Annotated in this window: 14 protein-coding genes; 4 read left to right on the top strand and 10 right to left on the bottom strand. The window is 47.0% G+C overall.

Annotation, left to right across the window (positions count from 1 at the left end):
- Window positions 1-29: 29 nt before the first annotated feature.
- The 3 genes from uvrC (at window position 30) to arsC (ending at window position 3,708) form a co-directional block, all read left to right on the top strand.
- Window positions 30-1,859, top strand: coding sequence for an excinuclease ABC subunit UvrC (uvrC, locus tag EDC45_RS04450; protein ID WP_133543859.1), 1,830 nt, complete (start codon window positions 30-32; stop codon window positions 1,857-1,859).
- A 296-nt stretch (window positions 1,860-2,155) separates the two neighbouring features.
- A complete protein-coding gene (asnA, locus tag EDC45_RS04445) occupies window positions 2,156-3,148 on the top strand; it encodes an aspartate--ammonia ligase (protein ID WP_133543857.1) in 993 nt (330 codons plus the stop codon).
- Window positions 3,149-3,345: 197 nt separating this feature from the next.
- Entirely contained in the window at window positions 3,346-3,708 is a 363-nt protein-coding gene (arsC, locus tag EDC45_RS04440) for an arsenate reductase (glutaredoxin) (RefSeq protein WP_133543855.1), read from the top strand.
- A 45-nt stretch (window positions 3,709-3,753) separates the two neighbouring features.
- Here arsC and EDC45_RS04435 read toward each other — a convergent pair whose 3' ends face one another.
- Window positions 3,754-4,644 (bottom strand): LysR family transcriptional regulator, encoded by an 891-nt coding sequence (locus EDC45_RS04435; RefSeq protein ID WP_133543853.1) that lies wholly within the window; start codon window positions 4,642-4,644, stop codon window positions 3,754-3,756.
- Between the two features lie 104 nt (window positions 4,645-4,748).
- On the opposite strand from EDC45_RS04435, the gene EDC45_RS04430 reads away from it, so the two are divergent.
- Window positions 4,749-5,759, top strand: coding sequence for a YeiH family protein (locus EDC45_RS04430; RefSeq protein ID WP_133543851.1), 1,011 nt, complete (start codon window positions 4,749-4,751; stop codon window positions 5,757-5,759).
- A 10-nt stretch (window positions 5,760-5,769) separates the two neighbouring features.
- Here EDC45_RS04430 and EDC45_RS04425 read toward each other — a convergent pair whose 3' ends face one another.
- The 9 genes from EDC45_RS04425 to hybE form a co-directional block, all read right to left on the bottom strand.
- Window positions 5,770-6,546 (bottom strand): TIGR01619 family protein, encoded by a 777-nt coding sequence (locus tag EDC45_RS04425; protein ID WP_133543849.1) that lies wholly within the window; start codon window positions 6,544-6,546, stop codon window positions 5,770-5,772.
- 15 nt (window positions 6,547-6,561) lie between these two features.
- Entirely contained in the window at window positions 6,562-7,368 is an 807-nt protein-coding gene (xthA, locus tag EDC45_RS04420; protein WP_133543847.1) for an exodeoxyribonuclease III, read from the bottom strand.
- 163 nt (window positions 7,369-7,531) lie between these two features.
- The gene (gene trpA, locus EDC45_RS04415) at window positions 7,532-8,344 is read right to left on the bottom strand and encodes a tryptophan synthase subunit alpha (protein WP_133543845.1); all 813 of its coding nucleotides are present in this window, start codon (window positions 8,342-8,344) and stop codon (window positions 7,532-7,534) included.
- Window positions 8,344-9,540 carry a tryptophan synthase subunit beta gene (gene trpB / locus EDC45_RS04410; protein WP_133543843.1) on the bottom strand — a complete coding sequence of 399 codons (1,197 nt, stop codon included), beginning with the start codon at window positions 9,538-9,540 and terminating at the stop codon, window positions 8,344-8,346. Before trpB ends, trpA begins: the two co-directional genes overlap by 1 nt.
- Window positions 9,541-9,979: 439 nt before the next feature.
- On the bottom strand, window positions 9,980-11,284 hold the full coding sequence (locus EDC45_RS04405) for a sodium ion-translocating decarboxylase subunit beta (RefSeq protein ID WP_133543841.1): 1,305 nt from the start codon (window positions 11,282-11,284) through the stop codon (window positions 9,980-9,982).
- A gap of 10 nt (window positions 11,285-11,294) precedes the next feature.
- Window positions 11,295-13,085, bottom strand: coding sequence for a sodium-extruding oxaloacetate decarboxylase subunit alpha (oadA, locus tag EDC45_RS04400; protein WP_133543839.1), 1,791 nt, complete (start codon window positions 13,083-13,085; stop codon window positions 11,295-11,297).
- A gap of 34 nt (window positions 13,086-13,119) precedes the next feature.
- Window positions 13,120-13,392, bottom strand: coding sequence for an oxaloacetate decarboxylase subunit gamma (locus tag EDC45_RS04395; RefSeq protein ID WP_133543837.1), 273 nt, complete (start codon window positions 13,390-13,392; stop codon window positions 13,120-13,122).
- Between the two features lie 249 nt (window positions 13,393-13,641).
- Window positions 13,642-13,917, bottom strand: coding sequence for a hydrogenase maturation factor HybG (gene hybG / locus EDC45_RS04390; protein ID WP_133543835.1), 276 nt, complete (start codon window positions 13,915-13,917; stop codon window positions 13,642-13,644).
- Between the two features lie 27 nt (window positions 13,918-13,944).
- Entirely contained in the window at window positions 13,945-14,454 is a 510-nt protein-coding gene (hybE, locus tag EDC45_RS04385; protein ID WP_133543833.1) for a hydrogenase-2 assembly chaperone, read from the bottom strand.
- Window positions 14,455-14,517: the final 63 nt, after the last annotated feature.

Below are 14,517 nucleotides of genomic sequence, written 5' to 3'. Positions count from 1 at the left end.
TTTAGCGGACGGGCGATTCGACGGAAATTATGTTTGATTCTAAACGCTTTTTAGCGGACGTGAGCCATGAACCCGGGGTCTATCGTATGTATGACGATAAGGATCAGGTGATTTACGTGGGTAAAGCCAAGGATCTGAAAAAGCGTCTGTCCAGCTATTTCCGTACCAAATTAAACAGCAAAAAAACCGAAGTGCTGGTGGCCTCGATTCGGCGGATAGAAACCACCATCACCAGTTCGGAAACGGAAGCGTTACTGCTGGAACATAATTATATTAAAACCTATCAGCCGCGCTATAACGTATTATTACGCGACGATAAATCCTATCCCTATATTTTACTGAGCAAAGAACGCCATCCGCGTATTAGCGCCTATCGCGGCAGCAAAAAGGCGGCGGGTGAATACTTTGGGCCTTATCCCCATGCCGGTGCGGTGCGTGAAACCCTGTCCTTACTGCAAAAACTGTTTCCCGTGCGGCAATGTGAAAATTCCGTATATGCCAATCGTTCCAGACCCTGTTTACAATATCAGATTAAGCGTTGTTGCGCGCCTTGCGTGCCGGGCTATGTTAGCGATGAGGAATACGCACAGCAAGTGAGTTTTGCCCGCTTATTCCTACAGGGTAAAGATCAGCAGGTATTGGATCACCTGATTGAAAAAATGGAAAGAGCCAGCGCACAGCTGAATTTTGAGGAAGCGGCGCGTATTCGCGATCAGATTCAATCCGTGCGTGCAGTCGTAGAAAAACAATTTGTTTCCAGCGAACGCCAAGAAGATATGGATATTCTTTCTATTGTTTATCGGCACGGCATCGCTTGCGTACAGGTATTATTTATCCGTCAGGGGAAGGTTCTGGGTAATCGCAGTTATTTCCCTAAGGTACCTGCCAATACGGATTTATCCGAACTGACGCAAACCTTTGTAGGACAGTTTTATTTACAGGGCTATCAGGGCAGAAGTATCCCGGAACAGATTATCTCGGATCGCCCGTTGGAAGAAAAAGCGGCGCTGGAAACATTGTTATCGGCACAGGCGGGAAGAAAGGTCAGTGTGCAGGAAAAGGTGAGGGGAGAGAAAAGCAAATATTTGAAGCTGGCCCGAATGAATGCGGAGGCGGCACTTACGGTCAGATTAAAGCAGTCCTCTCTTATTCATGAACGTTACAAAGCGCTGTGCGAACTGCTAGGGCTGGAAAAGATTGCTCGGATGGAATGCTTTGATATCAGCCATACTATGGGACAGCAGACCATTGCTTCCTGCGTGGTATTCAATGCCGAGGGACCGCTGAAATCCGATTATCGCCGCTTTAATATCGAAGGCATTACCGGCGGTGATGACTATGCGGCCATGGAACAGGCATTACGCAAACGTTATGAACGGGAACTGGAAGCGGAAAAAATTCCCGATATTATTTTTATTGACGGCGGTAAAGGGCAGTTAAACAGAGCTTTGCAGGTTTTTCGGGAAATGGAGGTCAGCTGGGATAAACAGCGTCCGCAACTTATCGGGGTTGCTAAGGGAGTAGATCGTAAAGCCGGTCTGGAAACCCTGATTTTGTCCGCCTCACAACAAGAAATTAACCTACCGCCGGATAGCCTGGCGCTGCATCTGATTCAGCATATTCGTGATGAAAGCCACCGCCATGCGATTACCGGCCATCGTAATAAGCGCCAGAAAGTATTTACCCGCAGCGGATTGGAGAGTATTGCCGGGGTCGGAGCTAAACGCCGTCAGGCATTGCTTAAATATCTCGGCGGTATGCAAGGGGTGAAAAATGCTACGGCGGATGAAATCGCTTCCGTACCGGGTATTTCCGCCGCATTAGCGCAAAAAATATATGATGCGGTGAAAAACGGCTAAAACAGAGGCAGTAAAAAACAGCAGTGCAGTGCGCTTCAACCTTTAATTCTTTATTTTCCTTCTTTTCCTTCTTTTTATTCCCCCCTTATTCGGAATGATTTACTGGGGTTTACGCAGAAATAATGCCCATAGTTTAATTAAAAATGAAAATAATTTAAAAAATATAATATTTTATTAAATATTTTATTATTGATTGGCTTTATTGTTAAAAATATATTGATTTATTGAGCGTTGTGTTAAATAATCCTTAACGAATTTATTTATTGCTAACTACAAATCATGCAAAAGGTAAGGGAATGAAAAAGTCATTTATTTTACAACAACAAGAAATTAGTTTTGCTAAAAACACATTCACCCAGAAATTAGCCGAACATTTAGGTTTGGTTGAGGTTCAGGGACCGATTTTAAGTCAGGTGGGTAACGGTATTCAGGATAATCTTTCAGGTAAAGAAAAAGCGGTACAGGTAAATGTAAAACAGATTCCCGAAGCGGTATTCGAAGTAGTACATTCGCTGGCTAAATGGAAACGGCACACTCTTGCCCGTTTCGGATTCGGTGAGGGAGAAGGGCTGTTCGTCCATATGAAAGCGCTGCGTCCCGATGAAGACAGTTTGGATCAGACCCATTCCGTTTATGTGGATCAATGGGACTGGGAAAAGGTTATTCCGCAGGGTCAGCGTAACCTCGCTTATTTAAAACAGACGGTACGCGCAATTTATGCGGCGATGCTGGAAACCGAACAAGCGGTCAGCAAAAAATTCGGTTTAACTCCTTTCCTGCCGGAACAAATCACATTTATTCATAGTGAAGATTTAGCTGCCGAATATCCTGGTATGAATGATAAGGAGCGTGAAAACGCCATTTGTAAAAAATACGGTGCGGTATTTTTAATTGGTATCGGCGGCGTATTACCGGACGGTAAACCGCATGATATCCGTGCGCCGGATTATGATGACTGGACCACGGTTTCGGAAGGGGATTATAAAGGGCTGAACGGAGATATTCTAGTCTGGAACCCTGTGCTGGAACGCGCCTTCGAACTTTCTTCTATGGGGATCCGCGTAGATGAAGCGGCGTTGCGCAAACAACTTGCCATTACTCATGACGAAGATCGACTGAAATTCGATTGGCATCAGGACTTAATCAATGGTCGCCTGCCGCTTTCTATCGGCGGCGGTATCGGGCAGTCCCGTCTGGTTATGTTACTGCTACAGAAAAAACATATCGGCGAAGTGCAATCCAGCGTATGGCCGAAATCCGTTATGGAAAGCTTCGAGAATATCCTGTAAAGCAAGGGTTATTCCGAGAAGTAAAATTAGCATTCTCCCCCTGTTTTTGCCGGGGGAGTTTTTTATTGGAACGGAAAACCCGGTTAAAAGTCCCCCCTTTCCTGTTGGCGGAACGATGTTCTTCCTCTATACTTTCCGAGGCGCTATTCTACATATAACCGTGATGTTTTCATCCCATAGGCTAAAGGAGTTTTATCATGACTGAAATTACTATTTATCATAATCCAGCTTGCGGAAGTTCGCGCAAAACCCTGGAAATCCTGCGTAGTCGCGGATTAGAACCCAAGGTGGTGTATTATCTGGAAACGCCGCCGAGCAGGGAACAGCTCAGCGACATGATTCGGGATATGGGAATTAGCGTACGGGAATTGATGCGCAATAATGTCGAACCCTATGAAAAACTGGGATTGGCACAGAATAGCTTCAGCGATGAGCAGCTGATAGACTTTATGCTGCAATATCCTATTTTAATCAATCGCCCCATTGTGGTTACGCCTTTAGGTACGCGTTTATGCCGTCCGCCGGAAAAAGTCGAAGAAATTCTTGCGCCGGTGGAATAAGCAAGGCTAAAGGGAAATATTTTAGCCCTACTCATTGCTTTTGTATTATTGTTCGGGGGCGGAAGTGCGGTAGCAAAAATCAATAAATTTCTGTAGTGCCGGCGATATATGTTTATTACGGTGTCTGATCAACCATAGGCTGCGCTGCAATTTCAGCCCTTTGATTCCAAAACAGCGGATTTTGCCCAGTTTAACCGGATCTTCTAAAACGGAAGTGGACAGGCAGCCGATACCGAAATCATAGCTGACCGCCTGTTTAATAGCTTCCGAATGACTGAGCTGCAGTACCCGATAATCATTCAGGCGGCTTAGAATCAGCTGTTCAATGGTTTCCCGAGTCCCGGAGCCTTTTTCACGTAAAACCAGCGGGATTCGCGCCAGGTCGGATAACTCTATTTCATCGCTGCAGTTTGGTAAAAAACGGCTTTGAGCTGCGGAGAATAGGGTTAATTCGTCTTGGCGCCAGTGGTGGGCAATCAACTCATCAAATTTATTCATTCCTTCGATAAAACCGAGATCATAGTCGAAATTTTTTAACCCTAAGCAGATTTCCTTCGTATTATAGACATGCAATATAATTTCAATATTCGGATATGCTCGCATAAAATCGGAAATTAACGGCGGTAGCAGATAGTTACCTATGGTACTGCTGGCGCCAATATACAAACAGGTTTTATTTTCCCTGAATTCATTTTCGATATCGGCGACTTGAGAAAGCACGGAAATTGCCTGAGGGTACAGCTTATGAGCCGCCTCGGTAGCAATAAGTTTCTTACCGTTACGTTCGAATAGCTGGGTATCCAGCAGACGCTCCAATTCCTGCAATGCGCTACTGACGGCCGATTGGGATAGCGCCAGTTGTTCCGCCGCTAATGTTGCCGAACCGGTGCGGTAAACCGTAGTAAAAACTGAGAGTTGTTTCAGGGTTATTTTCATATTTTCTTATCTAAAAAGTAGATGAGTAATATCAATATAATCAATTTTACTTATAAAGCAAATTGATGTATTTTTGAGGCCGTCAGTCAATATTCAATACCCTTATGGAGTATATAAAAGGATTAATACCGGGGCTAGCGTTAGCTTTAGCGATCACAGGAAGTGCCGGGTTTCTCGCACAAACGTCCTGGTTCGTTCAGATTCATATCAGTGCGCTGAGTCTAGCCATTATACTGGGCATTTTGTGCGGTAATCTTTTTTATAACAGAGTCTCCGGTTATTTGCAGCCCGGGATTTTGTTTGCTAAAGGGACATTGCTACGCCTCGGTATTATTTTATACGGTTTTCGTATCAGTCTACAAGATATCGGGCAAGTGGGAATAAGCGCATTGTTTGCGGATTTTCTTGTTTTGCTCTTCACCTTTCTGATTACCCTCCGTCTCGGGATTAAATTTCTTAAAATCGACAAACAAGTCGTTTATCTGACCGCCGTCGGTTGTAGTATATGCGGAGCTGCGGCGATTATGGCCGCCGCCCCCGTGCTGAAAGCGCCTTCTCATAAAATTTCCGTCGCCGTAGCCCTGATTGTGATTTTCGGTACTATGGCTATGTTTCTTTATCCGTTGCTTTATCCTTATTTGGTGTCTTATCTTTCCCCGCATCAATTCGGTATTTATATAGGTTCTACGATACATGAGGTGGCCCAGGTGTATGCTGCGGGTGGTAATATCGGCCCTGAGGTGGCGGATACTGCGGTCATTGCAAAAATGCTGAGGGTAATGATGCTGGCGCCTTTCCTGTTTATACTCGCTTGGTATTGGAACAAAAATGACAGGGGACGAGAGAAAATAGCGCCTCCCTACTTTGCATTGGCCTTTATTGCAACGGCTATTTTCAATTCCTCGGGGCTATTGCCTGCGGAAATAGTTCGTTGGTTGGTGGAAGCGGATAACCTGTTGCTATCGGTGGCGATGTCCGGTTTGGGATTAAGCACGAGCTTTGATGCGGTGAAACAGGCCGGCACTAAACCTTTCTTATTGGGGGGGCTGGTTGCGCTATGGCTGGTTGTCGGCGGCTTCGCTATTAATTTTATCCTTTATCTTACAATGAATTAAAATGCCGGATTTAATTCATCAGTGAATTTTTGGCCGGGATGAAATCTTCACAAGTCCAACCGGCGTATTGTCCGGAATAGCGAGCGGCAAGTTGTTCCAGATTCTCTATTAAACCGAACAGATCCTGTTTATCCAACGAGGTTTCATGTTCCAGCTTGGCAATATAGACTTCCCGTTCCTCATCTATTTGTACCCGTTCATCGGTATATCTCAGGGTATTGAATGCCAAACGTTCCAAATCCGTATGCTCGATAAAATCAAACAGGGATTCTTTGGTGGGAAAGTAAAAACTATGCTCCAGCGTATAAATATCGCTTAAATCCCGGCCGTCCTGCTCCAGTAGTTTTAATACGTCTTCCGTGGCATTGATCTTAGTTTCCAGCGAGGAGGGGAGCAAAAAATCAAAGTAGAGATCCCAGTTGGGATCTTCCTGAACGTCCAGATCACTGTGATAACCGGATTGCAACAATATTTGCCCGAAGGTCATAATTTCTTCCGTATAAAAATATAGAATGGCTCTTTTATCACAAATAATATGGCCGGCATATAGGGTTTCCGGCAAGGCGCATAACTGAGTTAAGGCTTTGAAGATTGCATTTTGCAAAGCGGGATAAGCTTCGGGCAGAGGCAACCCCTCCTTATCGGCGGCATAGGGAACCGAGAACTGCATCACAAAAGAATGGGATTCGGTCGGAAATTGCTCGAATAACGCCATATTAACGGATACGACGGCGTTTTTCCCGTTTATAGACGAACGATAAGTATGCCAGTTTTGCTTTTGCTCCATAGCGGTTCCCTATGCTTAGGCTTTAAACATCGCCCAAACCGGGGCGTGATCGGACGGCTTATCCATGGCGCGGATATCCAGTGCGATACCGGTTTCCACACAACGGGCGGCCAAACGATGATCGGCAAGAATATGATCGATGCGCAGTCCCCGGTTATCATCAAAGCCTTTAGAACGATAATCAAACCAGGAAAACTTATCTTTGACATCAGGATTAAGCTTGCGGAAGGTATCTTCCAGTCCGTAGTCGTACAGCTGTTGCATCCATAGGCGCTCTTCCGGTAAAAAGGAGCATTTCCCCGTTCTTAACCAGCGTTTTCGGCTTTCCTCGCCGATACCTATATCCGCATCGGTAGGGCTGATATTCATATCGCCCATAATAATGACCGGATTGTCCGGATTATGCCGTTCGTTCAGATAGCGGCTAAGATCCGCATAAAATTTCTCTTTTGCCGGAAATTTGGTTTCATGCTGACGACTTTCTCCCTGAGGGAAGTATCCGTTGATAACGGTTAACTGGCCGAATTCAGTGTCGAAATCAGCCATAATAATCCGTTTCTGGGCATTTTCGTCATCTTCGGGAAAACCTTTGCGCACGGCTTTCGGCGCCTGTTTGCTCATTAGCGCAACGCCGTAATGCCCCTTCTGCCCGTGATGATAAACATGGTAACCCAAATTTTCGACCAGTTCGTAGGGAAACATTTCGTCCGCCACTTTAATTTCCTGCAGGCCCAGAATATCCGGTTGGTATTGCTCGATAAGCTGATGGAGCTGATGAGGTCTGGCTCTTAGCCCGTTGATATTAAAAGAAATAACTTTCATAATTTTCTTCTGTCCGATCGTTGTTTAGGCCTCATTATACTGATTTGTGCGACATTTGAAAAATTTGATTTAACTTGGCCGCACTTTTGAGCCGAATATTGGAAGTATGTCGAAGATAGAAAAAATAACCGCCCGTAAAAGGGCGGTTTAATGCTGGATAGGGCTATTGTGCAAAGGTGGCCGCTTTCATTGTTTGTACGAAGTCGGCCAGTTCTTTCAGACATTGGGCATGATCATGCAGGTTACGTTCGATAATTTGTACCGTGGCGGAACCGGAAATGGCACCGTCTACGCCAAGTTGCAACGCTGCTGTAACCTGTTGCGGTTCGGCGATACCGAAACCTTGCAGAATAGGTGCGCTGCCTTCCGCTTTTAACTGTGCGGCCAGGCTGTCCAAGTTAGCCGCATGGGTTTGATTTTCCGCACTGGTTACACCAGCGCGAGAAACCAAATAGGTATAACCCTCGCTATGTGCCGCTACATTTTTTATTGTTGTGCGATCCGCATTGGGCGGACAAATAAATACCGGCTGGATTCCGTGTCGATGTGCGGCCTGAATATAAGGCTCCGCAGCCAGTAAGGGAATATCCGCAACCAGTACTGCATCAACACCGGTTTCGGCGCAACGGCGATAAAAACCCTCTAGGGTTTGCGCATAGATCAAATTGGCGCAAAGCAACAGGCTGATCGGAATTTCAGGATATTCCTCCCGAATAGCGGCAATTAAACGGAAGCTCTGTTCCGTACTGTTACCCGCCGCTAAGGCTCTGTTATTGGCGGCTTGAATTACCGGGCCGTCCAACAGAGGATCGGAAAAGGGAAAGCCCAATTCCAGAGCGTCGGCGCCGTTTTCCACTAGGGTTCGGATAATATCCAGGGACTGTTCAAAACCGGGATCGCCAAGGGTTACGAAAGGAACGAAGGCGCCTTGTTTTTTTCGGTTTAATTGCTCGAATAGATTCGCAAAACGTGCCATCAGATTTTCCCTCTTTCGGTTAAAATTTTATCAACGGTAAAAATATCTTTATCACCGCGGCCGGAAAGATTAACAACCAATAATTGTTCTTTATCCGGGTTTTGTTTAATCATTTTTAGTGCGTAAGCCAGGGCATGAGAGCTTTCCAGCGCGGGGATAATGCCCTCGTGCTGCGCCAAGGCCTGAAAGGCGTCCAGTGCCTCATCATCGGTAATACTCGGATATTCGGCGCGACCTATGGCATTTAGATAAGCATGCTGAGGGCCGACGGAAGGAAAATCCAAGCCCGCCGAAATACTGTAGGATTCTTCGATTTGTCCGTCTTCGCTTTGCATTATCGGAGATTTCATTCCGAAATAAATTCCCGGTTTGCCGTGGCCTAGCGGAGCGCCGTGTTCACCGCTTTCAATACCTTTGCCAGCCGGTTCAATGCCGATTAGGCGAACTTCGGGTTCAGCGATAAAATCGGCGAACATACCTATCGCATTGGAACCGCCGCCGACGCAGGCGATAACCGCATCGGGCAGGCGTCCTTCTTTTTCGCGCAGCTGAGTTTTGGTTTCTTCTCCGATCATTTTCTGAAATTCCCTTACCATGGTTGGGAAGGGGTGAGGGCCTGCGGCGGTACCGATCAGATAATGGGTATTTTCATAATTTGCCGCCCAGTCGCGCATAGCTTCGCAGCAAGCGTCTTTCAGCGAACAGGAGCCTTTTTGTACGGGAATAACTTCGGCGCCCATCAAGCGCATTCTAAATACGTTCGGCGATTGACGTTCCACGTCTTTGGCGCCCATATAAATCCGGCACTTCATCCCCAACATTGCACTGGCGAGGGCGGTTGCAACGCCGTGCTGACCGGCGCCGGTTTCGGCGATAATACGGGTTTTTCCCATACGTTTGGCCAATAGAATCTGTCCCAGCACCTGATTGGTTTTATGGGCGCCGCCGTGTAGCAGATCTTCCCGTTTTAAATATAATTTGGTTTTGCTGCCTTTGGTCAGATTACGGCACAGGGTGAGTGCGGTAGGGCGACCGGCATAATTTTTTAGCAGATCTTGAAATTCGGCTTGAAATTCGGGATCGGATTGGGCATCGACAAAAGCCTGTTCCAGCTGTTTTAGTACGGGAACGAGAATTTCCGGAACGTACATACCGCCGAATTCGCCGAAATAGGGGTTTAAAAGCGTGTCTGACATATGATTTCCTCATCGGTTTTTATAATGTTGAATACACTATCATACTAGTACAGAAAAATATAGAATTTTTTACCGATTAAAATTATTTATTCAAAAGTTTTTCTTCGGAAGAAAAAACTCATGCGGAGAGGCGCAGAGAAATACGCAAATTAAAAGTCGGCTAATAAATCGGAAGTCCGTTGAAATTCAGGTATTTTAAGCCAAAATCTTATCTGTTCGGCAATAACAGGGGAGAATGATTCGGAAAGATCATGTTTGTTACGGATTAGGCTTTAACGGCACAGACAAGAGAAAGCCTGTGCCGTTAAGTTTTGTCCCTTGATTGCAACTCAGGCGGAGAAAAGTGCGGTAGAAAAAAACCAAAGTTTTTTTAGCTACCCCCTTAAACTTAGCCTAGAGATAAATAAAAGCGGCGGAAGCTAATTTTAGGTTTATTCCGCTATAACATCGCACTTACATATTTCAACATTACCCCGGCGGCGATTGCGGAACCGATGACCCCCGCCACATTCGGCCCCATAGCGTGCATCAGCAGAAAGTTCTGATTATCGGCCTCCAGCCCGATCTTATTGGAAACCCGAGCCGCCATCGGAACGGCGGAAACACCGGCGGAACCGATAAGGGGGTTAATTTTATTTTTGCTGAACCTATTCATTAATTTCGCCATTAATAGTCCGGTGGCAGTGCCTATTGCAAAAGCAATAACCCCCAAAATTAAAATCCCCAGGGTTTGCGGCTGCAGGAATTTATCGGCAATCAGCTTGGAGCCTACGGATAAACCGAGCACAAGGGTTACAATATTAATCAGAGCATTTTGAGTCGTATCGCTCAATCGTTCCACAACGCCGCTGACACGCATCAGATTACCGAAGCAGAACATACCGAGCAGGGGAGCCGCATCCGGCAGTAACAGCCCTACCAGAAGCAGTAAAACCAGCGGGAACAATATTTTTTCGCGTTTAGTTACATGGCGCATTTGAGTCATGCGGATTCTGCGTTCTTCCGCCGTAGTAAGAGCTTTCATAATCGGCGGCTGAATCAGCGGAACCAGCGCCATATAGGAATAGGCCGCCACGGCAATGGCTCCGAGTAGTTCCGGTGCCAGTTTGCCGGTAAGATAAATTGCCGTAGGGCCGTCCGCACCGCCGATAATACCTATGGATGCCGCCTGCGGCAGACTGAATTGAATGATACCGAAATAATTTAGGCTGAGAGCGCCCAGTACCGTTGCGAAGATACCGAATTGTGCCGCAGCACCGAGTAATAGGGTTTTCGGATTGGCCAATAGGGGGCCGAAGTCCGTCATTGCCCCGACTCCCATAAAAATCACCAGAGGCGCAATACCGTAACCAATGGCCACTTGATAAAATAGCGCCAGAATACCCGCATTATATCCCAGATCATGCGCCGTTGATTCCAACTGACTCAGTATTGATGGCGCGGCTGAGGCCAGAGCGGTTTTGATTGTTTGCATATCTGGCGTTACGCCCAGTTGTGCGGCAATAGCGGCGATTTGTTCGGAGGAGCCGAGATGCAACAGGTTTTCCAGAGCGGTCATCGCCAACCCGGCTTCGGGAATATTTGACAGCAGGCCGCCGAATCCGATAGGTAACAGCAGCAAAGGCTCGAATTTACGTGCAATGGCAAGCCATAGCAACAGCAGGCAGATCAGCAGCATCACCGCTTGCCCCCATTGTAGGTGGAACAGTCCCATACCCTGAATTAATGCAATAATACTTTCCATAGGTGCCTCCTCAGCCTAAGCTCATGAGCCTATCGCCCATCGCTACACTGTCCCCGGCTTTTACCGCAATATTGCATACTTTACCTGCTTGCGGGGCTTTCACTTCGGTTTCCATTTTCATGGCTTCCAGAATAAACAGTACTTCGCCGGCGCTCACCTGTTGGCCTTCCGTAACCATCAGCTTCCAGATATTCCCCGTCATGGGGGCTAGTACCGGTACGACGTCGGTTGTCGGCGGAACGGAGGGCGGCGTTCCCTCTGTTGCCGCCGGAGCCTCTAAGCGGCTGATATCACCGCCCTCGCTGACCTTTACAACAAAGGTTTTGCCTTCCACTTCCAGCGTATAAACCGCCGCCGGCGCAGGCGGCGGAAGGCCGTGGGAAAGCGCTTTATGTTCCGAGGCGGTTTCATTTTCCTGAGGCACAGGTTCAAAGGCGCTAGGGTTGTTACGGTTTGCCAAGAATTTCCAAGCTATTTGCGGGAAAAGCGCAACGATTAATACGTCGTCCACCGGATTCTGCGCTAAGGCTATCTCTTGGGCTTTTGCTTGTTCCGCTACTTCCGCTTCAATTTTTGCCATTTCCGGCGCAATATAATCGGCAGGACGCGCCTTTATCGGCGTACCGCCCTCCAATACGCGGGCTTGTAATGCGCTATCTACCGGAGCCGGTGTTTTGCCATATTCGCCCTTTAAAATGGCGGCGGTTTCTTTGGCGATGCTTTGGTAACGTTCGCCGGTTAATACGTTAATCAAGGATTGGGTACCGACGATTTGCGAGGTCGGGGTAACCAGCGGAATATAGCCTAAATCTTTGCGCACGCGCGGGATTTCTTCCAGCACAAGATCTAACTTATCGGCGGCATTTTGTTGCTTTAACTGATTTTCCAAGTTGGTCAGCATACCGCCCGGTACCTGCGCCACCAGAATACGGCTGTCTACACCGCGCAGCTGTCCTTCAAATTTCGCATATTTTTTGCGGATCTGACGAAAATAAGCGGCGATTTTTTCCAAAGGGGGAATTGCAATACTGCTGTCGTATTGCGTATTCTGTAGGGTGGCCACCATGGATTCCGTCGCCGGGTGGCCGTAGGTGCCGGACATGGAGGAAATCGCCGTATCTATGCCCTCGGCACCTGCTTCAACGGCTTTCAACAGCGACATTTCCGCCATACCCGTGGTCGAATGGCAATGTAAATGCAATTCTATGTCGAAGCGTTGTTTAATGGCAGCTACCAGTTCTGCCGCCGCCATAGGATTTAAAATTCCCGACATATCCTTAATTACCAGGCTGTCGATGCCGATTTCAAGTAATTGTTCCGTTATCTCCAACCAGGTTTGCATACTGTGGACGGGGCTGGTGGTATAGCTCAGGGTACCTTGCGCATGTGCGCCGAGCTTACGAACCGCCTGCAATGCCGTTTTCATATTACGGGGATCGTTAAGGGCATCAAACACGCGAAATATATTCATTCCGTTTGCAACACAGCGTTCAATGAAGCGTTCTACCACATCATCGGCATAATGGCGGTAGCCGAGTAGATTTTGCCCGCGCAGCAACATTTGCAAGGGGGTTTTCGGACAGGCTTTTTTTAATTCGCGCAAACGTACCCAGGGGTCTTCTCCCAGAAAACGGATACAGCTGTCGAAGGTTGCACCGCCCCAAGCTTCCAACGACCAATAACCGATTTCATCCAGTTGACTGGCAATGGGCAACATATCATCAAGGCGTAAACGAGTGGCAAAAAGAGATTGGTGAGCGTCGCGAAGAACCAATTCGGTAATTTTAATTTTTTTCGTCATAGTAACATCCTTATTATCTACTTGAACTTTATATTTACTTGAACTGCTGGGTACGGCGATGATGGGCGATCGCCGCAGCAATCACCGGGCGTAAACGCTCAAAATCTTCGCCGGGTGCGGCGCTTACGGAAAGTGCGGTGGAATTTGAGAGTGTTTTTGGCGAGAGCTGAGGCTCGGGAAAATATGTGTTGACCAGCTTTGACATCAGCCTGATTGCGCCAATTAAAATAAGCAAAAAGACCAATACAAATCCCATCCCCGCTAGCATCAGATTAACGCCTTCACCGAAAAGTTCTGCCGAAGTCATCTGTATTTCCTTATATTTCTGAAAAGGGGGATTTATTCTAGCGGATTTGGCGAATTAAAACCGTGATTAAGTTCACAATTCGAGCGGATAGAGAACGCGTAGCAGCAAAGTGCGGTGGAAATTCAGGTGTTTTTTTATGGAAAATCGTTGAAAAATCAAAATTATCCGTCCAAAGGGAAAGGAAATTTCATGACAGGGTAACTTCACAAGCCCTTTGACGGATTCGCAGTTTTTAGTATTGGGGCGGGCTTATTTTTGATTCAAACCGAGAAAATCGCCCACTTCATGCTCCAGCTGGCTCATGGCGAGCAAGGCTTCCTGAGTTTGTTTCGCTTCATCTTCGTCAATAATACTCATGGCAAAACCAACGTGAACCAGAACCCATTTACCGAGTAAAGCCTGGGGATCATCATCGCAAATCAGGGAAATATTAACTTCGCGCTGAACCCCGCATACATCGACAGAGGCCAGCTGTAAGGCATTATCGCCGATTTTTACAATTTGTCCCGGAACACCTAAACACATAATTCTCACTCCAATAATAAATTCGCTCTATTTTAACATCGAACGGAAGATGTTACGACGATTTTGATCCGGCGTATCCTGTTTGCTCGGTAAAGATAACAACATACGCAGGCAGTCGTTGCATAATTGTTCGCCCTGCTGCTGCGTCAGCGCCGTATGCAGCGGAGATTGCAAAGAACAGCTGAGATAATGGGGGATAGCCTCAATTCCGCTAACAGTGAAGGTAAGCGCTTTATAAGGCAATTGCAGGGTGATTTTATCTCCGATTTCCCGTGCCGGCCAAACCTGTTCGGGCCCCGGTAAGACCAGAACGCTCATTGTCCAGGGGGTGAGCAAGGTACCTAGCCATTGCTGCTCAAACAAAATAAAGTTTGGACAATAGCAGCTAATATCTTGTCGGTAAAAAGGTAACTCCTGCATGGATTGTGCGATAATTTGCATTTCCTGCCGTACTTTTTCGGCAGGATTGTTCGCAAAGCCCTTGGTTAAGGCCGCAAGAGCGGTGGGATCCTGTTCGTTTTTCTGATGTCTGTACATAAGATATAATCCGTTACCGCCTGAGGACGCCGCTGATTAAAAATAAAACGGCATCCCAGCACT

This window comes from Mesocricetibacter intestinalis (assembly GCF_004363295.1).
Classification (GTDB): domain Bacteria; phylum Pseudomonadota; class Gammaproteobacteria; order Enterobacterales; family Pasteurellaceae; genus Mesocricetibacter; species Mesocricetibacter intestinalis.
This window is presented reverse-complemented; position numbering and strand designations above follow the sequence as displayed.